Genomic DNA, 19,467 nt, shown 5'->3' with positions numbered 1-19,467 from the left:
CCGCCATGGACAAACTCAAAATCTCTGCCAACGGCCCGCTCAACGGCGAAATCACCGTATCGGGCGCGAAAAACGCCGCGCTGCCCTTAATGTGCGCCGGCCTTCTGACTTCGGGCACGCTGCGCCTGAAAAACGTGCCGATGCTGGCCGACGTGAAAACCACGCAAAAGCTGCTGCAAGGCATGGGCGCGCGCGTGCTGACCGACAACATCCGCGAATTTGAAATCAACGGCGGTACGGTCAACAACACCTGTGCGCCGTATGAATTGGTCAAAACCATGCGCGCATCGATTCTGGTGCTCGGCCCCACGCTGGCGCGTTTCGGCGAAGCACAAGTGAGCCTGCCCGGCGGCTGCGCCATCGGCTCGCGGCCGGTTGACCAGCATCTCAAAGGCTTGGAAACCATGGGCGCACAAATCACCATCGAACACGGCTACGTCAAAGCCAAAGGCCGTCTGAAAGGCGCGCGCGTGGTGATGGACGTGGTAACCGTGGGCGGCACAGAAAACCTTTTGATGGCCGCCACGCTGGCCGAGGGCACCACCGTGTTGGAAAACTGCGCCATCGAGCCGGAAGTGGTCGATTTGGCCGAATGCCTGGTCAAAATGGGCGCGAAAATCAGCGGCATCGGTACATCTACCATGACGGTTGAAGGCGTGAAAGAATTACACGGCTGCGAACACAGCGTTGTGCCCGACCGCATCGAAGCCGGTACTTTCCTCTGTGCCGTAGCGATGACGGGCGGTAAAGTCGTGTTGCGTAACGCCGCACCCAAAACGATGGAAGCCATACTCGACAAGCTGGTTGAAGCAGGCGCGGTTATCGAAGCGGGCGACGACTGGATTGCCATCGATATGCAGCAACGCCCCAAAGCCGTGGACATCCGCACCGTCGTGCACCCCGGTTTTCCCACCGACATGCAGGCGCAGTTTATGGCAATGAACGCCGTGGCCGAAGGTTCGGGCAAAGTGGTGGAAACCATTTTTGAAAACCGCTTCATGCACGTGCCCGAACTCAACCGCATGGGCGCGGACATCTCCACCGAAGGCAACACCGCCTTTGTCAACGGCGTGGAAAAACTCTCCGGCGCCACCGTGATGGCCACCGACCTGCGCGCCTCCGCCAGCCTCGTGATTGCAGGCTTGGTTGCCGGCGGCGAAACCATCGTCGAGCGCATCTACCATCTGGACCGCGGCTACGAACACATCGAGAAAAAACTCAGCCAGGTCGGCGCGAAAATCGAGCGGGTTTCGGGTTAAACGCCCATCTGCAAGCAAAAGGCCGTCTGAAAAGCATATCCTGCTTTCAGACGGCCTTTTCTACTTTTAAACCGACAGTCGCGCAGCTTGTTACCAGACCCAACAAATCTTGAAACATGAGAATATTGGGTTTGGCAACCCGCTGAATTTCGGCAACCGTTACCACAGCGAGCTAAAATCCCCTGGCGCAGCCGAACAGAGCACGGTTTTTCCGGATCAAAGCGTGCGCCTGTTTGAGCCGCCCAAGCGGCGAGTTCGCACGCGCCGGAAAAACCGTGCGGCGTGAGGGAAGCCGCGCCCCAGCGCGGCCTGCAACCGGGGGCGCCTTTCTTTGCCTACTTTCTTTGGTGAAGCAAAGAAAGTAGGTCGCCGCGCGGCGATGGAGCGCACTCGTCGGACAAGCGGTTATTTGAAACGAACACAACCCGTTAAAAAAACAAAATCGATAAAATATCGGATACAACTATTCGATCAACGCTTACTGCAACATCGTCGTACAATCAGAAAGGCCGTCTGAAAGCGGGATATGCTTTTCAGACGGCCTTTTTGTATCTTGCCTAGTAAATCTGCGCCGCCGTGACGGGCAGGTTTTCCACGGCGGCCATAATGTCTTCGGTTTTCTGGCGCTGGCGCAGGAAGGCGCCCATGCTGATTTTTTCCATTTTCGGCGTCGGCAGGGCGACGGTGGCGGGGTTGACGTGCTGGCCGTTGATGCGGGCTTCGTAGTGCAGGTGCGGGCCGGTGGAGCGGCCGGAGGTGCCGACGAAGCCGATGACTTCGCCCGCCCTCACGCGCCCTGCGGCGGGGGAGAACGCGCTGAGGTGGCCGTAGATGGTTTCCACGCCGCCGCCGTGTTCCATCACGACGGCATGGCCGTAGCCGCCCTTCCAGCCTTTGAAGGTGATGGTGCCGTCGGCGGGGGCGTAAACGGGCGTGCCGACCGGGGCGGCGTAGTCGATGCCGGTGTGCATTTTCACGGTGTGCAGGATGGGGTGGACGCGGATGCCGTAGGGCGAGGAGATGCGGGTGTAGTTTTGCAGCGGCATGTACATGAAGCCGCCGTTGGCGTTTTCGGATTTGAGCGGCTCGCCTTCGTAGTTGTAGTAGCCGCCCGCGCCGTCGCCTTTGTCGTAGTAGTAGGCGCGATAGGTTTGGCCGCCTTTGACGATTTCCACGCCGAGGATGTCGCCGGTGGCCATTTCCTGGCCGCGGAAATACATGGTGTCGTAGAGCAGGCGGATTTGGTCGCCTTCGACCAGGCCGTCGACGTCGAACTGCTCGCTGAATATGTCGCGCAAAAGCTCGCGCAATTCGACACCGACGCCCGCCTGCGCCAGCGAGCCTTTGGCCGAGGTGCGCACGGTAACGGACACCAGCGTCGGCAGGGTTTTCATCTCGATTTCGCTGGTGGAAGCCTGCCATTTGCCTTTGATTCTGCCCAGCGCGATCAGGTTTTTCTCGCCGTTGTCGTCGTCGTTGAAAAACTGGATGGCGGCGGGGCGGTTTTCTCCGTCCATCAGCACGCTGACGGTTTGCCCAGGGTGCAGCCTCATCAAGCGTCTTTCGGCGGCGTCTTTGCCGAGCGCGTTGGCAATGTCGGCATCGGAAAGGCCGTAGCGGCGCAGCATGGTTTGCAGGGTGTCGCCCTCTTTCACCGCCTCTTCCAGCCAGTAGCTGCTTTTGCTCTCCTGTGTGCCGCCCTGCGGCGGCGGCAGCTCCTGCACGATGCGCCGTGCCTGGTGCGCTTTGCCGCCGTCTGAAGCCAAACCGTACAAAACCGCCAAAGCGGTGGCCGAAATCAGAAGACCCGCCACGGCGTAGCGGGTGTGTTTGTGTTGCCTGATGCGGCGGAGAAAATCTCTGTCCATTCTTCGTCGGATAACCGTTTCTGATAAATCGGCATGACAAGCCCTTAATTTAAACGGTTTTTTAATGATTTGTGGGGCGCACAGTGTACCACAAACGTTTTTTTGCAAAACGCCGTCCGTGGCAAAAGCGCGTAAAATGCGCCCCTTTTGCGCCGCCCGCACGCCATGAACACCACCATCGCCCTCCCCTCTTTCCTCAGGCCGTCTGAAAACCTGCCGCTGCCGACGACGAGCGCCCTCGATTTCTTCCTGCGCTTCGGCCGTTTCACCCCCGATCCCGCATCCTCCGCCGCGTTCCGCGCCCGCTGCCTGTGGCGGGGCAGCCTGCGCCGCCTGCTCGCCGACAGGCTCGGCCTGCCGCCCGAAACGCCCTGCATCCCCGCCGCGCCCGTCAGCCAGCAGATGGGCATGAACCAGGCGCACCTCGCCTCCGGCCGCCTCTTGGGCATCAGCGCGGACGAGGCCGCCCAATGGTGCGCGGGACTGAGCGCGTTTTTCGCCGACCAAGGCTGGCAGTTCCATCCCTGTTTCTCCGACCTCTGGCTGCTCACCCTGCCGCAAGTGCCCGCATGGCGCGACGTGCCCTCCGTTTTGGAAGCCGACGGGCAGGCCGACGCTATGGAGCGCATCGAACGTCTCGCCCCGCTCGACTGGCTGGCCGCGCAGACCGAAATCCAAATGTGGCTGCACGCCCACCCGCTCAACGCCCGCCGCCCCGTGCCCGTCAATGGCGTCTGGCTGTGGAACGACTCCGTCGGCAGCGCCGCCTACGGCCTGATCGCCGCCGACAACAGCTGGGCTTTGGGCAAAAACACCGCCGCCGCCCCGCGCGATTGGGCGCAATGGGAAAACCTGTTATCGAAGCAGCCGCAGCCCGTTTCAGACGGCCTCATCTTCCTCGAAGGCGCGGAAGAAGCCGCCGACTACGAAAGCTACTGCCGCCTGCTGCAAACATGGGAAAAAGACTTCTTCGCCCCCGCCCGCGCCGCCCTGCAAAGTGGCCGTCTGAACAGCCTCACGCTTACCGCCGACGGCGCACACGGCGGCAGCCTCACCGTCGCCGCCAAAGCCAGACGCGCGTTCTGGAAACGGAAAAAAACCTTCGACGGCAGGCTGGGCTGAGCGCGGCAGGAAAAAGGCCGTCTGAAACCGCAAAACGGGTTTCAGACGGCCTTTTGCCGGGCATAGGGACGGCGGCCGCATAAATATCCGACAGATTGCAGCAGCAGGCAAAAAGCGTTTCTGCGAAACGCCACTCCCTGCCCTCCCCCGCGCGGGCGCAGGAGAGGGAGTCGGGTTCGCGGCGGGATGTTCGGTTTCAGAAACGGCATTCCCGCGAAGGCGGGAACGGCCTTTTGGTTTTCCATCCGACAGACGGTACAAAGGTCGTCTGAAAGCCCGATTTTCGGTTTTAACTTCGTTGAAGCTGCGCTTTCAGACGGCCTTTGTCCGCTTGCACGGCTGCTTGGGGCAGCCTGTCAGATGGCGTAGTCGATCAGTTCGCTTTGGCCGAAGACGTAGATTTGGCGCGGGGCGAGGGGGAGGGTTTGGCCGGGTTGCAGGTTCAGGCGGGCGGCTTCGGCGGCGGGGAGGTCGGCCTGAATTTGGCGGCCGTCGGCCAGGCGCAGGGTAAGGTGGACGAGGGCGCCGCTGTGGCGGATGTGGGCGAGGGCGGCGGCAAGCATGGGGCGGCCTGCGTCTATCTGCCATTCGTGCGGACGGATGTAGGCGGTGGCGGTCTGCTCCTGCCAGCGGCGCTGCATGTCGAGCGGCCAGGCATAGTTTTCATAGTGCCACACGCCTTTTTCGATGCGGCCTTCGAAGGCTTCGGTGTTGCCGAGAAAGCCGGTGACGAAGGCGTTGGCGGGGCGCAGGTAGATGTCGTCGGCGCTGCCGCTCTGTTCGATGCGGCCGTGGTTCATGACGACGATTTGGTCGGACACTTCGAGGGCTTCTTCCTGGTCGTGGGTGACGAGGATGCTGGTGATGCCCAGTTCGTGGTGGATGTCGCGCAGCCAGGTGCGCAGTTCTTTGCGCACTTTGGCATCGAGCGCGCCGAAGGGTTCGTCGAGCAGGAGGAGTTTGGGTTCGACGGCGAGGGCGCGGGCGAGGGCGATGCGCTGGCGTTGGCCGCCGGAGAGTTGGTGGGGATAGGCTTTGGCGAGGTGGCCGAGGCGCACGAGGCTTAAAAGTTCTCCGACTTTGGCGCGGATTTGTTCTTTTGACGGGCGTTCGGCGCGGGGTTTGACGGTGAGGCCGAAGGCGACGTTGTCGAAGACGTTCATGTGGCGGAACAGGGCGTAGTGCTGGAAGACGAAGCCGACTTTGCGTTCGCGCACGTGTTTGGCGGTGACGTCTTGGCCGTCGAAGAGGATTTTGCCGCCGTCGGCGTTTTCGAGTCCGGCGATGATGCGCAGAAGGGTGGTTTTGCCGCAGCCGGAGGGGCCGAGCAGGGAGGTGAGTTTGCCCGTCGGCGCGGTGAGGGAGATGTTTTTCAGGGCGTGGAAGGCGCCGAAGTGTTTGTCGAGGTTTTCGATGGTGATGCTCATGCTGCGTCCCTTTCTGCGGCCGCCAGTTTGCGCGCCTGTATTCTGCCGACGAGGTTTTGCACGGCCAGGGTGGCGACGGCCAGCAGGGCGAGCACGCTCGAGAGGGCGAAGGCGGCGGTGAAGTTGTATTCGTTGTAGAGGATTTCGACCAGAAGCGGGATGGTGTTGGTTTCGCCGCGTATGTGGCCGGAGACGACGCTCACCGCGCCGAACTCGCCCATGGCGCGGGCGTTGGTGAGAATGAGGCCGTAGAGCAGCGCCCATTTGATGTTGGGCAGGGTGACGCGCCAAAACATCTGCCAAGCGTTCGCGCCGAGAATCAGCGCGGCCTGCTCTTCGCTGTCGCCCTGCGCCTGCATCAGCGGGATCAGTTCGCGGGCGACGAAGGGGAAGGTGACGAACAGGGTGGCCAGCACGATGCCGGGCACGGCGAAGATGATTTGGATGCCGCGCGCTTCAAGCCAGCCGCCGAAGGCGGTGTGCGCGCCGAAAAGGAGGACGAACATCAGCCCGGCGACGACGGGCGATACGGAAAACGGCAGGTCGAGCAGGGTGGTGAGAAACTGTTTGCCGCGAAAATCGAAGCGGGTGAGCAGCCAGGCAGCTGCGATGCCGAGCACGGCGTTGACGGGCACGACCACGGCCGCCGTCAGCAGGGTCAGACGGACGGCGGAACGCGCTTCGGCATCGGCGAGGGCGGCGAGATAGAGCCGCCAGCCGCCTTTGAGCGCTTCGGCGAACACCGCCGCCAGCGGGACGACCAGCATCAGCAGCAGAAACAGCAGCACGGCGGCGGTCAGCAGCAGGCGCAGAAAGCGCGGCTCGGTGATGTTCGGATTGGTTTTCATGCCTTTGCCCCCGCGCGGCGTCCCAGCGCCCATTGCGCCGCGTTCAACGCCATCAGAATGGCAAACGAAATCAGCAGCATAAAGAGGGCGACGGCCGACGCACCCTGCACGTCATACTGTTCCAGACGGCCGGTGATAATCAGCGGCAGGATTTCCGACTGCATGGGAATGTTGCCGGCGATGAAAATCACCGAGCCGTATTCGCCCGTTGCCCGCGCAAACATCATGCCCGCCCCGGTCAGCAGCGCGGGCATCATTTCCGGCAGCAGCACGCGGCGGAACACCGTGAGACGATTTGCCCCCAGCGTGGCCGCCGCCTCTTCGTATTCGCCCGACAATTCTTCCAAAACGGGCTGTACGGCACGGACGATAAACGGCAGGCTGACGAACACCAGCGCAATCCAGATACCGATCGGCGTGAAAGCGATTTTGAAAGGGAAAAACCGCCCCAACCAGCCGTTGGGCGCGTAGAGCGTCGCCAGCGCGATGCCGGTAACCGCCGTCGGCAGCGCGAAGGGCAGATCGACCAGCGCGTCGGCCAGCTTCCTACCGGGAAAGTCGTAACGCACCAGCACCCAAGCCGTCAGCGTGCCGAACACGATATTGGCCAGCATGGCGAGAAACGACATTTTCAGCGTCAGCCACACCGCCGCAAGCACGCGCGGTTCGGACACCGTCTGCCACCAGCCGTGCCAGCCCGTCTGCGCCGACACCGCCGCCATCATGGCAAAGGGCAGCACCACCAGCAGCGACAGGCACAGCACGGTAATGCCCAGACTGACGGAAAAGCCCGGCAAAACGGAAGGAGATTTGAGCAGGCGCATACAGGCGCTCCCGACAGGCAAAAACAGCCGCGCACTCTATCGAAGGCCGTCTGAAAAACCAAGGAACGGCTGGTTGTATGCTAAGACGCAAAGGTTATATTCCGCCGCGCTTCATGACCAAGGACAAAGCGCGTATCATCGCGTTTTTTCCGTTTGACCGCAGCCGTGCTTTCAGACGGCCGTCTGAAAGCCCATCCCGAAAGGACACTATGAAACACCTCATCCCTGCCCTGCTCTTGGCCGCCGTCCTTCCGTCTTTCGCCGCCGACGCACCCAAAACCCGCGCCGTCCCCGCGCCCAAAGGCTTTCCCTTCGCCGTTGAAACCCAAATCCTTTCCGAAGACAGCTATCAGGTAAAAATCACCGATAAAAAAACCGGCAAGGTGCAAACCATCGAAGACCTCACCGTCTTTTCCGGCTTTATCGAAGGCAACGCCGACGATCTGGCAACCATACGCGACTACAACGGCGACGGCCACCCCGACATTGCCGTGCGCGTAATCGGCGGCTACACCCTGCCCGCCGACGAGCTGTATCTCTTTGACCCCGCCACACGGCAGTTTAAAACCGTGCCCGAAGATAAAGACTTCGTCCGCAGCGGCAGCGCCGAAATCATCCGCAAAGGCTGCGTGCGCGTCGATTACAAAAACAGCGCCCGAGACTACACGCAGGACGACTACTGCTGGAAAAACGGCGGCTGGCAACTGCAGCGTCCGAACAACGCCAAAGCGCACAAAGCAGCCAAAGCCCGCCGCAAATAAGCCAATCGTTTTTCAGGCTGCCTGCCGCCGAACGGTAAAGGCAGCCTGAAAACCAAGTTTCCACAGTTAAACAAACATTCCACCCTTCCCGAAAGAAGCAAGCAATGAAACGCCTCATCCCCGCCCTGCTTTTGGCCGCCGCGATTCCCGCTTTCGCCGCCGACGCGCCTACCGACGACACTGTTGTCGAAACCCACGCCGTCGCCACGCCGGACAGCTTTCCCTTTACCATCGAAGCGCAAATCCTGCCTGAAAACGGCTACCGGCTGAAAATCACCGACAAACAAACCGGCAAAGTGCAAATCACCTCCGAAAGCGTCGCCCCGTCTTCCGTCGGCGGTCTCAAACTGGCAGACGTAGTCGGCAGGCTGGCCGATGTTAGCACCGACTACAACGGCGACGGCCATCCCGATATCGCCGTGCCGATCAGCGGCGCCTACGGCAACACTGCCGACGAGCTGTATCTGTTCGACCCCGCCACCCGGCAGTTTAAACCCGTTCCCGACGGCAAAGGCTTCGCCTACGACGGCAATGTCAAAGTTATCCGCAAAGGCTGCGTGCGCGTCGAATACAAAAGCAGCATCATGGACTACAGCCAGGACGACTACTGCTGGAAAAACGGCGGCTGGGAAATGCTGCGCCTGAAAGACACCAAAGCGCACCGGCACGGCAAAGCCCGCCGCAAATAAGCAAACCGCCTTTCAGACGGCCTGTTGCCGGATAAGGAAGGCCGTCTGAAAAAACACCGGACACACCACCGCACAACGGAGACCCCATTGTTCCGCAGCACCCACATCCTCAGCGGCGCAACGCTTTACGAGCGTCCCGCGCAAAGCGCGCAAGCATTCCAGACGGCCTTGTCCGGGCTGAAAACGCGCCAACGCGCCTTCGCCGCCCTTTCCGCCACCGAACGCGCCGCCGCCCTCGAAGCCTTCGGCGGCAGGCTCGAAGCGGAAAGCGGCCGACTCGCCCGCATGATTTGCGAAGAAGTCGGCCGCTGCCTGCGCGAATGCGAAGCCGAACTGGCCAAATCCGTCGAACTCGTGCGCTACTACGCCCGCACCGCCCCCGAGCTGCTCGCCGCCAAAGCCGTGCCGACGCAGGCCGCGGTCAGCGAAGTGCGCTTCGAGCCGCTGGGCGTGGTCTTTGCCGTGATGCCGTGGAACTACCCCGTCTGGCAGATACTGCGCTTTGCCGTGCCCGCCCTCTGCGCCGGCAACGCCTGCGCCGTCAAACCCGCCCCCAGCGTCGCCCGCGTCAGCGCCGCCCTGTTCGACTTGGTTTCAGACGGCCTCCCCCTGATGCCCGCCTGGCTCAGCCATGCCGATGTAGAACACGCGATCGCCGCCTGCGACGCCTTCGCCTTCACCGGCTCGGCCGACACCGGCCGCCGCCTCGCCGCCATTGCCGCAGGCCGTCTGAAAAAAAGCGTGCTCGAACTGGGCGGCAGCAACGCCTTTATCGTTTTGCCCGACGCCGATTTGGCACAGGCCGCCCGCGACGCCTGCTACTCGCGTTTCCGCGACGCGGGGCAGTCGTGCAACGCCGCCAAACGCATCATCCTTGCCGAAGAAATCGCCGAACCCTTTTTGCGCCTGTTCCTTGCCGAGTGCGCCAAACTCAAAAGCGGCGACCCCCTCGACCCCGCCACCACCCTCGCCCCCATGCACAGAGGCGATTTGCGCGAAAAAGTCCACGCCCAAGTGCAGGACACCGTGGCGCAGGGCGCAAAACTTTTATGCGGCGGACACATCATTGCAGGCAGCGGCTTTTTCTACCCCGCCACCGTGCTCGACCATGTGCCGCCGCACAGCCGCATGTGGCAGGAAGAAGTGTTCGGCCCCGCCGTTGCCGTCGCCCGCGCCCGCGATGCGCAACACGCCGTCGCCCTCGCCAACGACAGCCCCTACGGCCTGGGCGCCAGCATCTACACCGCCGACGAAAACACCGCCCGCCGCCTGGCCGGACAACTGCAAACCGGCGCCGTCTACATCAACCGCCATACCAGCAGCGACCTGCGCCTGCCCTTCGGCGGCGTGAAAGCCTCCGGCTACGGCCGCGAACTCTCCGAGTTCGGCCTCTACGAATTTGTCAACGTCAAAACCTACTGGCAGAAATAAACCATGAACAAGAAAAACATCCTTAGCTCAGCCGCCCTCCTCCTCGCCGCCGCGCCCGCATGGGCGGCGCCGCAAACCGTCTACTTCAACCAGCAGGGACGCCCCACGGAAAACACCGCCGCCATCGCCTACGTGCGCGAATACACCGTGCAGGGCAAACACGCCCGCGTGCAGGATTTCTACTACCCCTCGCGCAAAAAATATTCCGACCCCTACCAAGCGCCACTGTCGCAAATCAAACAGTTCGTCCCCCTACTCGACAGCGGCACGCTCACCCTCTGGCACTTCAACGGCCGCAAAAAAATGGACGCCTCCTACCACAACAGCAAACCCGACGGCGTGTGGACCAACTGGTACAACAACGGCAACAAATCCGCCGTCATGCCCTACAAAAACGGCAAAACCGAAGGCGTCGGCGCCCGCTACTACCAAAACGGCCGCAAAGAAAGCGAAATCGAATTCCACGCCGACAAAGCCAACGGCAAATGGCGGCAGTGGTATCCCGACGGCAGCCCGAAAAGCGAAGTGCTGATGAAAGACGACGAACCCGTCGAAATGGTGTCGTGGGACGCCAAAGGCCGCCTCACCGCCGAACTGAATTTCGCCGACAAAAAACGCAGCGGCATCATGCTCGAATGGTATGAAAACGGCGCGAAAAAATCCGAATCCGTCTATCAGGATGACGAACTCATCGCCCGCACCTCCTGGGACGAAAACGGCTTGGAAACCGACCGTTATTGACACTTGAACGCAAGGCCGTCTGAAAAGAAGAATTCAGACGGCCTTTTAAAGATTTCGGACAGAGCACACTGCAACACGCGCTGTACAAACGTTTGAATAAAACAAAAAGGAAACGTTATGGACAATCTGATTTGGCTGCTTGTTTTGGTCATGACCGTGGCAATAGTCGTATCCTTGCTGGGCGTTTTTTTACGCAGCCCTTCATTTAAAGGAAAAATGGGAGAAGCAGCCGTACATTCGCGCCTGGACAGGGAATTAGACGGCAAAACATACACAGAATTTCACGACCTGATTATTCCTTCCCGCAACGGCACCACCCAAATCGACCATGTCTACATTTCAAAATACGGCATCTTCGTTGTCGAAACGAAAAACTACACCGGCTGGATTTTCGGCAGCGAAAAACAGGCTCGCTGGACGCAGGTTGTTTACAAAGAAAAGCATTATTTCCAAAATCCGCTGCGGCAAAACTATGCCCATATCAAAGCGCTGGCCGCACTGCTGAATCTGCCCGACAGCAAATTCCATTCGCTGGCGGTGTTTCTCGGCGACTGCGAATTCAAAACCGAAATGCCGCCCAATGTCTGCCGTTTGCGAAGCGCGGCAGAATATATCGAAAGTTTTCAGACGGCCTTGCTGGACGAAGGCCAAATCCAAGCCGCCGTTGCCGTATTGTCGTCCGACGAATATCGGGCAGATAAGGAAAAACTGCGCGAACACACCGTCCGCCTACGCGAGCGGCATCGGCATTAAAACGGCAAAGGCCGTCTGAAACCGCCCTTTCCGTCTTAACTTCGTTGCAGCCCTGCCTTCGGAAACGTCACCCGCCTACGCGGGAATGCCGTTTCCGAAGCCCTTTTCCACCCCGTCCCGTAAAGGAAAACCATGAAACGCAAAATCCTTATCCTCGCCGCCCTCGCCATCTCCTGCGCCGCCCAAGCCGAACCCGGCACGGCCTTCCGCAGCCCCAGCGGCAACATCCACTGCATGGGCGACTACCGCGACATCGATAGCGGCAAAGTCAGCGCCGGTGTCAGCTGCGAAATCCGCGGCCACCGCGAAAACATCCGCCCCGCGCAAAAACGTCCCGACGACTGCGACCTCGACTGGGGCGACGGTTTCAGCATCGGTGCCAAAGGCCGCGCCGAAGTCTATTGCCACGGCGATACCGTCGCGCTGGCAAACAGCCGCGTGCTCAAATACGGCGACACCGTACGCGGCCAAGGCTGGCAGTGCACCAGCCGCCCGAGCGGCATGATGTGCAAAAACCGAAGCGGCCACGGCTTCGACATCAGCCGCGGGCAGCAGAAGCTGTTTTAAAACCCGCTTTCAGAAACGTCATTCCCGCGTAGGCGGGAACGGCCTCAAAACACACAGGCCGTCTGAAACCATTGTTCCAAGGAAAACGAAATGATCCGACCCGTCCCCCTCGAAAAATGCTACCGCCTGCTCAACATCGGCGCGACTGTGCTGGTGTCGGCCGAAGCGGACGGCCGCGCCAACGCGATGGCCGCCGCTTGGGCGTGCGCGCTCGACTATATGCCCAAGCCCAAAGTGAGCGTGGTGCTCGACAAGGCCGCGTTCACGCGTTCGCTCATCGAGCAAAACGGCCTGTTCGCGCTGCAAATCCCTGTGGCGCGGCAGGCCGAAACGGTGTTGAAACTCGGCAGCAGCAGCGGGCGCGGCAATCCGCGCAAAATCGAAGAGAGCGGTGCGAAAGCATTCAAGCCCGAAGGCTGCCCCGTGCCCCTGATCGAAGGCTGCGCGGGCTGGCTGTTGTGCCGCGTCATGCCCAACGAAACCATGCAACAGGAGCATGACTTGTTTGTCGGAGAAGTGCTTGCGGCATGGGCGGACGATACCGTGTTCGACGGCCATTGGCACTTTGAAACTGCAGGCGACGAATGGCGCACGCTGCATTATGTGGCGGGCGGCCATTTCTACACCATCGGCGCGCCGCTGACCGTAGCGGGCTACGGCAAAGAGTAAGGCCGTCTGAATGAATGTTTTGTTCAACAGGCTGCCAAAGCGTGCAGGAAGCCGTAACCACCGTGCAGATGGCGCGCGAAGTGTTTGAAACCGATTGGATTAAATTGAAGCTGATTAGCGACGGCGACACGCTCCAACCCGATGTGTTCCAACTGGTCGAAGCGGCGAAGATTTTGATTTCAGACGGCTTCAAGGTGCTGCCCTACTGCACGGAAGACCTCATCGCCTGCCGCCGCCTGCTCGATGCCGGCTGCGAAGCGCTGATGCCGTGGGCGGCGCCCATCGGCACGGGCTTGGGCGCGGTGCATGTGTTGCGCAAACGCCTGCCCGACACGCCGCTGATTGTCGATGCAGGTTTGGGTTTGCCCTCGCAGGCGGCGCAGGTGATGGAATGGGGCTACGACGGCGTGCTGCTCAACACGGCGGTTTCGTGCGCGGGCGACCCCGTGAACATGGCGCAGGCGAGTACGCCGACGGTGGGGCGGCCGTTTTGGCATTCTGCGGAGGATTAGAGGCCGTCTGAACAAAAAGGCCGTCTGAAAACAGGTTTCCCTGCTTTCAGACGGCCTTTTGTCTGCCTGCTTCGATGCCGTTCAGACGGCCTTTTGTGTGTGGCTGCCGATAATCTGCAAGAGCTGCGCCAGCACTTTCGGGTTGCCCGCGACGATGTTGCCGCTTTCGAGCCAGTTTTGTTCGCCGTCGGTGTCGGTGACGATGGCGCCCGCTTCTTTGGCGATCAGCGCACCGGCGGCGATGTCCCACGGTTTGAGGTTGAATTCGAAGAAGGCGTCGAAGCGTCCGGCGGCCAGCGAGCACAAATCCAGCGAGGCCGCGCCTTCGCGGCGCGCGCCTGCGGTTTTGGCCATGACGTCTTTCAGGATGGCGAGATAGGTGTCGGCGATGCTTTGGTCGACAACGGGAAAGCCCGTGCCGATCAGGCATTGGTTGAGCTCGATGCGGTTGGCAACGCGGATGCGGCGGTCGTTGAGCAGCGCGCCTTTGCCGCGCGAGGCCATGTAGAGGTCGTTGCGCTCGGGCGCGTAAACCAAGGCTTCCTGTATCTGGCCTTTGTGCAGCAGCGCCATGGAAACGGCGTATTGCGGGTGGCCGTGCAGATAGTTGGTCGTGCCGTCGAGCGGGTCGATGATCCATTCGTATTCGGCTTTGGGGTTACCGAGGCTGCCGCCTTCTTCGGCGGTGATTTTGTGTTGGGGATAGGCTTCGAGCAGGGTTTCGACGATGATGCTTTCGGCGGTTTTGTCGATGTCAGAGACGAAGTCGTTGAAGGCTTTGCTCTCGGCTTTGACGCGACCGAGGTCTTTGGAGGCGCGTATCATCATATCGCCCGCTTTGCGGGCGGCTTTGAAGGCGGTGTTGAGGACGGGGTTCATAGCTTTCCTTCGGTGGAGGGGAAAAGGCCGTCTGAAAACGGCAAATTGTGAAAGAACGTATCTTTGCGGGCGGCGGCGGTTTTGTGTGAAAATGCGCGCCTTTTTCCGCAGCCGCGAAAAAGCGGCGGATTATACGCAATACAGGCACGACTAGCTACGGCGCTTTGCGTTTCCCATGCCGGGCAAGCGCCTGTTTTTGCTTTCAGACGGCCTCGGGCAAACCAAGAAGGCCGTCTGAAAGCCCATCCCACGGACACCAGCCACCATGACCCCCGCCGCCCCCGCCTGTCTCGACAACATCAGCGTCGTCCTCACCCGCACCAGCCACCCCGCCAACATCGGCTCTGCCGCCCGCGCCATGAAAACCATGGGGCTGACCCGCCTCGTCCTCGTCGCCCCCAATCTCATGGCCACGCCCATGACCCCCGAGCCGCCCGTTTTCAACCCGCAAAAGCCGCAGGATTTCGTTCTGCCCGAAGAAAGCCGCATCCTCGCCTCCGGCGCCGCCGACGTCCTCGACGCCGCCCGCATCGCCGCCACGCTGGACGAAGCCCTTGCCGACACCGTTGTCAGCTGCGCCCTCACCAGCCGCAAACGCGAGCTCACCGCCCCGCTGCAAACCCCGCGCCAGCTCACCCCCGAAATCCTGCAAAGCGCCCGCGCCGGACAACAAACCGCCCTCGTCTTCGGCAACGAAACCTTCGGCCTGAGCATCGAAGAAGTGCAAAGCTGCAACCGCCTGATGACCATCGCCGGCAACCCCGCCTACTTCTCCCTCAACCTCGCTCAGGCCGTGCAGGTCGTCTCCTACGAAATCTACAGCCAAACCGACGCCGACCTCTCCCACCTCGTCCCGCCCAAACACCCCGCCACCCACGAACAAATCACCGGCATGAGCGCCCACATGGCCGAACTGATGGACGGCATCGGCTTCTTCAACCGCCGCAACGGCGAACGCATTATCCGCCGCCTGCACAACCTCTTCGCCCGCGCCAAGCCCGAAACCGAAGACATCGATCTTTTGCGCGGCTTCTTCAACACCGTCAGAAAACGGATCGACGGAAAATAACGCAGAGGTAGATAAGGCAGAGGCCGTCTGAAAACCTATCGGGCTTTTCAGACGGCCTCTGCCGTTTGTCAGTGGTGTGAAACTTAGATTCTATCCGGTACAGCTCATACTTTTTTATCTTGCAGTAGTTCTTTTAAAAACGCATTTTCTTTTTGCAGCAGCGAAATTTTTTCTTTTTCATGCTGTAATTCCTGCTTCAGTTTATCAATTTCAGCAGCAAGCGCATCGTTGCCGTAGTAGTTGTTGTGGTTGTAGTAGAAATTCCAGCCCGCCTGGTGCGGCTAGTTGGAGAAATCGCTGCTGCCGTTCACAGAAAGCAGCACACTTTTATCTTCATGTTCCAGCAATTCATTCACATCCACTTTTAGGATTTGGGCAAGCTGTTGCAGCTTTTCAATTTTAGGCTGGATTTCTCCCCGCTCGATACGCGCATAGGAGGTGGGGGAAATCTCCATTAGCGCGGCAATATACTCTTGCGTTAAGTCTTGTTCGCGCCGCAACGCGCGGACTTTTTAAAATCAAGCATGGTCTTTTCCTTCGTTTTTTAATGGAAACCGGCGGGTTATGACAGAAATCACAGCGAAAATTGTCGGATTGCGCCCTGTTTTCGCCGTATGGATTGATTTACTTTACAAACGTCTTAAACATAAAGCTGCTTGGGAGCAATTTGGGCTTATGGTAAGCTATAAGACATAAGTATAGATTGTTTTAAGGAAGATTTATGGGTAAGATAAATGATTTACTTAAGGAAATGAGAAAACATACAAGCACATACCCAAATATAATGGCTATTGCAATAGTTGTTGCAAATCTTATTTATCTAGAGTCAATCATTGTTTCAGAGTATGTAATTAAACCTCATGTAGAACCTGAAAATTACAGCATTTTTGACAGTATCAGTTTATGGGTTCACTTTTTAATTTTATATCCATTGATTATGAAATTTTTTGGTATGGAATTTCACATTCTTCGGAATTTTAAATCTTTATTTAAAAGGAATTGAAAATGCGTGAAATTGACTTATTGCGAATTAAATGAAGTTTGTGGTGGTATAAGTTTCTCTATGGGATCAGTTAATGCACAGCTGGTAGCATTAAGCGGTTTGGCCAATAGTGGGGCTTACTTGTGGGGAAATATTATTAAAAAGCAAGAATCAACAATTGCTGGTTTTACAGGCAGTATGATTAGCGGTATGGCAGCAGGAGCAGTCGGTGTAGGAATTGCAAGAGTATCTAATACCGCAACTGGTGCTGCCGCAGCGGCCTTGGGAGGCAATTATGCAACAACTCTTGGTGCTGCAGTAGAAGCCGCTATTAACAGGAGTGTAGAAGCTATTGCAGATTTAGACATCTGAAATATAAGTAACTTTATTAAATTATCTAGGCAGCCTGAAAAACCTGTTCCGTTCTTTCAGGCTGCCTAACCTTTACCTGCTATTTCCACTAACCATCCACAAGGATTCCAAAAATGCCCAACTACCTCTCTCGCCTCTCTTTCGGTTTCTCGCGCAGGCTGCCCGTGGTGCTGCAAACCGAAGCGGCGGAATGCGGTTTAGCGTGTTTGGCTTCGGTGTTGGGGTTTCACGGTTTCCATACAGATTTGCGCCACTTGCGGGCGCGTTTTTCGTTGTCGCTCAAAGGGGCGACGCTGGCGGATTTGGTGCGCTATGCCCATGTGCTGAACCTTACGCCGCGCCCGCTGCGTTTGGAATTGGACGAGCTGGCAAATCTGCGCCTGCCTTGTATCCTGCATTGGGATTTGAACCATTTTGTAGTGTTGCAGTCGGTGTCTCATGGCGGTATTACGATTATGAACCCTGCTTCGGGCTTGCAGAAAATCCGCATGGACGAAGTATCGCGGCGGTTTACGGGGATTGCGCTGGAGTTGCTGCCGAACACGCAGTTTGAGGAAAAGCGCGAGGCGAAGAAAATCCGAATTCTGCCGATGCTGCGCGGGGTAGTGGGGCTGAAACGTTCGTTGTTTCAGCTTTTATTATTGGCGGCGGCGTTGCAGGTGTTTGCGCTGGCAAGTCCGTTTTTTATGCAGTGGGTGATCGACCATGCGATTGTGTCGGCAGGCCGCGATTTGCTGCTGACGCTGGCTTTGGGCTTCGGACTGCTGATGGTGGTGCAGCAGTTGGTGTCGCAGGTGCAGACGTGGGCGGGGATGTTTTTGGCGACTTCGCTCAATATCCAGTGGAAAGCCAATGTGTTCCGCCGTTTGCTGGATTTGCCTGTGGCGTATTTTGCCAAGCGGCATTTGGGCGATGTGGTGTCGCGTTTCGGCGAGGTGGACAGCATCCAAAGCACGCTCACTTCCACGTTTTTCGTGCTGGTGTTAAACAGTCTGATGGCGGTGTTTACGCTGGTGTTGATGCTGCTGTACAGCGCGCAGTTGTCGGCGGTGGTGCTGGTTACGCTGCTGATTTATGTGTTGATTCGTTGGGCGGCGTATTATCCGCTGCGCCGTGCCACGGAAGAGAATCTGGTTCATGCCGCCAAGCAGAGCAGCTATTTTATGGAGACGGTGCGCGGTATCCAAACGGTAAAGCTGTTTGACAAAACCGCGCAGCGGCACAGCACTTGGCTGAATCTGTTTGTAGACACGGTGAACACGGGTTTGACTTCGCAGAAACTGTCCGCGCTGTTTGGCTTTGCCAACAGCTTTTTATTTGGCGTGGCAAATATTTTGATTGTGTATTGGGGTGCGGTTTCGGTGTTGGACGGTGCGTTTACCGTAGGCGTACTGATGGCGTTTATGTCGTATAAAAGCCAGTTTGAAGGCAAAATCGGCTCGCTCATCGACCAGTTTGTACAAATCAAAATGTTGGGGCTGCATGCGGAGCGGCTGGCGGATATTGTGCTGGAAGAAACAGAACAGGGCGCGGTGGGCGTGATGCAGCCTGAAAAGGTGCAGGATTTTGATTTTGTGATTGAAAACGTATCGTTCCGCTATGCGGAGAATGAGCCGTTTGTACTACGTGATGTGAATTTGCAGATTCGGCAGGGCGAAACGGTGGCGTTTGCGGGGCATTCGGGCTGCGGCAAGTCCACGCTGATTCAGATTCTGACAGGCAGCCTGAAACCCGAAAGCGGAAGGGTACTGCTGGGCAGGCATGATATTCACGCACTGCCGCCTGCCTTTGTACGCCAATTCAGCGCAACGGTGATGCAGGACGATGTGCTGTTTGCAGGCTCGATTACGGAAAACATCTGCTTTTTTGACGAAGCGCCCGATGCGGCGAAAATCGAACATTGCGCCAAAATGGCAAACATCCACGACGAAATCGCGGCGATGCCGATGGCGTATGAAACACTGATCGGCGACATGGGCAGCGCATTAAGCGGCGGGCAGAAGCAGCGCATTATCTTGGCGCGCGCACTCTACCGAGAGCCGCGCATTTTGTTTCTAGACGAGGCCAGCAGCCATTTGGATGCGGATAACGAGCGGATCATCAACGATAATCTGCGGCGGCTGGACATCACAAAAATCATGGTGGCGCACCGGCAGGAAACGTTGGCGATGGCGGACAGGGTGGTATTATTGGGGGTAGCCTGAAAACCAATTTCTAATGTTTTGAAAGAGAAAAACCATGAAATCTCCCATTCTTGCCTTTTTATTGCTATTGACCGCATGCAGCCATGCAAACGGTCTGGCGAATGTATCAAACCATGCCGCGAACATGAACGGCACCATCCAAATTTCATTTGAACAAGCCGAGTTTGTTTATCAGGGCAACCCTATTATCTGAATGACGAATACGGCATATTGTCTGAACTGGTTAAGCAGAAAAGAGGAGAGAGTAAAGCGTTTTTTATCAAACAAGCTATCTGTTTAAACGGCTACATTCAAACCAAAGCGCAGAACAACAATAGACCTCTTGCGAAAGTATCCTGAAGATTTACAATTTCCAAATGAAATACTAAAACCTAATCCAAAGAAGCAACAGGGAATTCAAACGGCTCACAGGTGTAACGCCCGTCCTTTTTCATGAAATGCTGCAAGTCACCACAGAAGCAGAAAGCCGGAAGGTCAAGTCGGGCAGGCC

At 58.3% G+C, this 19,467-nt stretch carries 20 protein-coding genes and 2 pseudogenes; 16 read left to right on the top strand and 6 right to left on the bottom strand.

Annotation, left to right across the window (positions count from 1 at the left end; translation table 11 throughout):
* The first annotated feature begins 5 nt into the window (after positions 1-5).
* Positions 6-1,259: a UDP-N-acetylglucosamine 1-carboxyvinyltransferase gene (murA, locus tag ACLD9W_RS07755; protein ID WP_410841487.1), complete on the top strand. Its 1,254-nt coding sequence runs from the start codon at positions 6-8 to the stop codon at positions 1,257-1,259.
* 557 nt (positions 1,260-1,816) lie between these two features.
* On the opposite strand, the gene ACLD9W_RS07750 is transcribed toward murA, so the two are convergent.
* Positions 1,817-3,127 carry a peptidoglycan DD-metalloendopeptidase family protein gene (locus ACLD9W_RS07750; RefSeq protein ID WP_410841486.1) on the bottom strand — a complete coding sequence of 437 codons (1,311 nt, stop codon included), beginning with the start codon at positions 3,125-3,127 and terminating at the stop codon, positions 1,817-1,819.
* Positions 3,128-3,274: 147 nt separating this feature from the next.
* Between ACLD9W_RS07750 and ACLD9W_RS07745 the strand changes: the two genes are divergently transcribed.
* Positions 3,275-4,249, top strand: coding sequence for a hypothetical protein (locus ACLD9W_RS07745; RefSeq protein ID WP_410841485.1), 975 nt, complete (start codon positions 3,275-3,277; stop codon positions 4,247-4,249).
* A gap of 356 nt (positions 4,250-4,605) precedes the next feature.
* Here ACLD9W_RS07745 and ACLD9W_RS07740 read toward each other — a convergent pair whose 3' ends face one another.
* The 3 genes from ACLD9W_RS07740 to cysT are packed head-to-tail and all read right to left on the bottom strand — an operon-like array spanning position 4,606 to position 7,348.
* Positions 4,606-5,676 carry a sulfate/molybdate ABC transporter ATP-binding protein gene (locus ACLD9W_RS07740; protein ID WP_410841484.1) on the bottom strand — a complete coding sequence of 357 codons (1,071 nt, stop codon included), beginning with the start codon at positions 5,674-5,676 and terminating at the stop codon, positions 4,606-4,608.
* The gene (gene cysW, locus ACLD9W_RS07735; protein WP_410841483.1) at positions 5,673-6,524 is read right to left on the bottom strand and encodes a sulfate ABC transporter permease subunit CysW; all 852 of its coding nucleotides are present in this window, start codon (positions 6,522-6,524) and stop codon (positions 5,673-5,675) included. The genes ACLD9W_RS07740 and cysW overlap by 4 nt, the downstream gene beginning before the upstream one ends.
* A complete protein-coding gene (gene cysT / locus ACLD9W_RS07730) occupies positions 6,521-7,348 on the bottom strand; it encodes a sulfate ABC transporter permease subunit CysT (RefSeq protein ID WP_410841482.1) in 828 nt (275 codons plus the stop codon). Before cysT ends, cysW begins: the two co-directional genes overlap by 4 nt.
* 77 nt (positions 7,349-7,425) lie before the next feature.
* Here cysT and ACLD9W_RS07725 point away from each other — a divergent pair, with 77 nt between their 5' ends.
* The 8 genes and pseudogenes from ACLD9W_RS07725 to ACLD9W_RS07690 all read left to right on the top strand — a co-directional run.
* Entirely contained in the window at positions 7,426-8,109 is a 684-nt protein-coding gene (locus ACLD9W_RS07725; RefSeq protein ID WP_410841481.1) for an XAC2610-related protein, read from the top strand.
* Between the two features lie 104 nt (positions 8,110-8,213).
* Positions 8,214-8,798 carry an XAC2610-related protein gene (locus ACLD9W_RS07720; RefSeq protein ID WP_410841480.1) on the top strand — a complete coding sequence of 195 codons (585 nt, stop codon included), beginning with the start codon at positions 8,214-8,216 and terminating at the stop codon, positions 8,796-8,798.
* An 87-nt stretch (positions 8,799-8,885) separates the two neighbouring features.
* Positions 8,886-10,229 carry an aldehyde dehydrogenase family protein gene (locus ACLD9W_RS07715; RefSeq protein ID WP_410841479.1) on the top strand — a complete coding sequence of 448 codons (1,344 nt, stop codon included), beginning with the start codon at positions 8,886-8,888 and terminating at the stop codon, positions 10,227-10,229.
* A gap of 3 nt (positions 10,230-10,232) precedes the next feature.
* Complete coding sequence (locus ACLD9W_RS07710) at positions 10,233-10,970, top strand: toxin-antitoxin system YwqK family antitoxin (protein ID WP_410841478.1); 738 nt, start codon at positions 10,233-10,235, stop codon at positions 10,968-10,970.
* 117 nt (positions 10,971-11,087) lie between these two features.
* Positions 11,088-11,723, top strand: a complete 636-nt coding sequence (locus tag ACLD9W_RS07705) for a nuclease-related domain-containing protein (protein WP_410841477.1) — start codon at positions 11,088-11,090, stop codon at positions 11,721-11,723.
* A gap of 132 nt (positions 11,724-11,855) precedes the next feature.
* Positions 11,856-12,290, top strand: coding sequence for a DUF6636 domain-containing protein (locus ACLD9W_RS07700; protein ID WP_410841476.1), 435 nt, complete (start codon positions 11,856-11,858; stop codon positions 12,288-12,290).
* Positions 12,291-12,380: 90 nt separating this feature from the next.
* On the top strand, positions 12,381-12,959 hold the full coding sequence (locus ACLD9W_RS07695) for a flavin reductase family protein (protein WP_410841475.1): 579 nt from the start codon (positions 12,381-12,383) through the stop codon (positions 12,957-12,959).
* 23 nt (positions 12,960-12,982) lie between these two features.
* Positions 12,983-13,471, top strand: a pseudogene (locus ACLD9W_RS07690) (thiazole synthase); the annotation flags it as partial.
* 81 nt (positions 13,472-13,552) lie between these two features.
* Here the strand turns inward: ACLD9W_RS07690 and ACLD9W_RS07685 are convergent.
* A complete protein-coding gene (locus ACLD9W_RS07685; RefSeq protein ID WP_410841474.1) occupies positions 13,553-14,350 on the bottom strand; it encodes an inositol monophosphatase family protein in 798 nt (265 codons plus the stop codon).
* Between the two features lie 265 nt (positions 14,351-14,615).
* On the opposite strand from ACLD9W_RS07685, the gene ACLD9W_RS07680 reads away from it, so the two are divergent.
* Positions 14,616-15,419, top strand: a complete 804-nt coding sequence (locus ACLD9W_RS07680; protein ID WP_410841473.1) for an RNA methyltransferase — start codon at positions 14,616-14,618, stop codon at positions 15,417-15,419.
* 281 nt (positions 15,420-15,700) lie between these two features.
* Here ACLD9W_RS07680 and ACLD9W_RS07675 read toward each other — a convergent pair whose 3' ends face one another.
* Positions 15,701-15,919, bottom strand: coding sequence for a helix-turn-helix domain-containing protein (locus ACLD9W_RS07675; protein ID WP_410841472.1), 219 nt, complete (start codon positions 15,917-15,919; stop codon positions 15,701-15,703).
* Positions 15,920-16,140: 221 nt separating this feature from the next.
* Here ACLD9W_RS07675 and ACLD9W_RS07670 point away from each other — a divergent pair, with 221 nt between their 5' ends.
* From ACLD9W_RS07670 to ACLD9W_RS07650, 5 genes and pseudogenes are all read left to right on the top strand, one after another.
* On the top strand, positions 16,141-16,422 hold the full coding sequence (locus ACLD9W_RS07670) for a hypothetical protein (protein WP_410841471.1): 282 nt from the start codon (positions 16,141-16,143) through the stop codon (positions 16,420-16,422).
* Between the two features lie 6 nt (positions 16,423-16,428).
* The gene (locus ACLD9W_RS07665) at positions 16,429-16,773 is read left to right on the top strand and encodes a hypothetical protein (protein ID WP_410841470.1); all 345 of its coding nucleotides are present in this window, start codon (positions 16,429-16,431) and stop codon (positions 16,771-16,773) included.
* A 113-nt stretch (positions 16,774-16,886) separates the two neighbouring features.
* A complete protein-coding gene (locus ACLD9W_RS07660; RefSeq protein ID WP_410841469.1) occupies positions 16,887-18,977 on the top strand; it encodes a peptidase domain-containing ABC transporter in 2,091 nt (696 codons plus the stop codon).
* A 34-nt stretch (positions 18,978-19,011) separates the two neighbouring features.
* On the top strand, positions 19,012-19,170 hold the full coding sequence (locus tag ACLD9W_RS07655; protein WP_410841468.1) for a hypothetical protein: 159 nt from the start codon (positions 19,012-19,014) through the stop codon (positions 19,168-19,170).
* A 181-nt stretch (positions 19,171-19,351) separates the two neighbouring features.
* Positions 19,352-19,467 (top strand): annotated as a pseudogene (locus tag ACLD9W_RS07650) (IS5/IS1182 family transposase); the annotation flags it as partial.

The organism is Neisseria sp. WLZKY-1 (assembly GCF_046546535.1).
GTDB lineage: Bacteria > Pseudomonadota > Gammaproteobacteria > Burkholderiales > Neisseriaceae > Neisseria.
The sequence above is the reverse complement of the archived record's forward strand: the minus strand, read 5'-3'. Positions and strand labels throughout refer to the sequence as shown.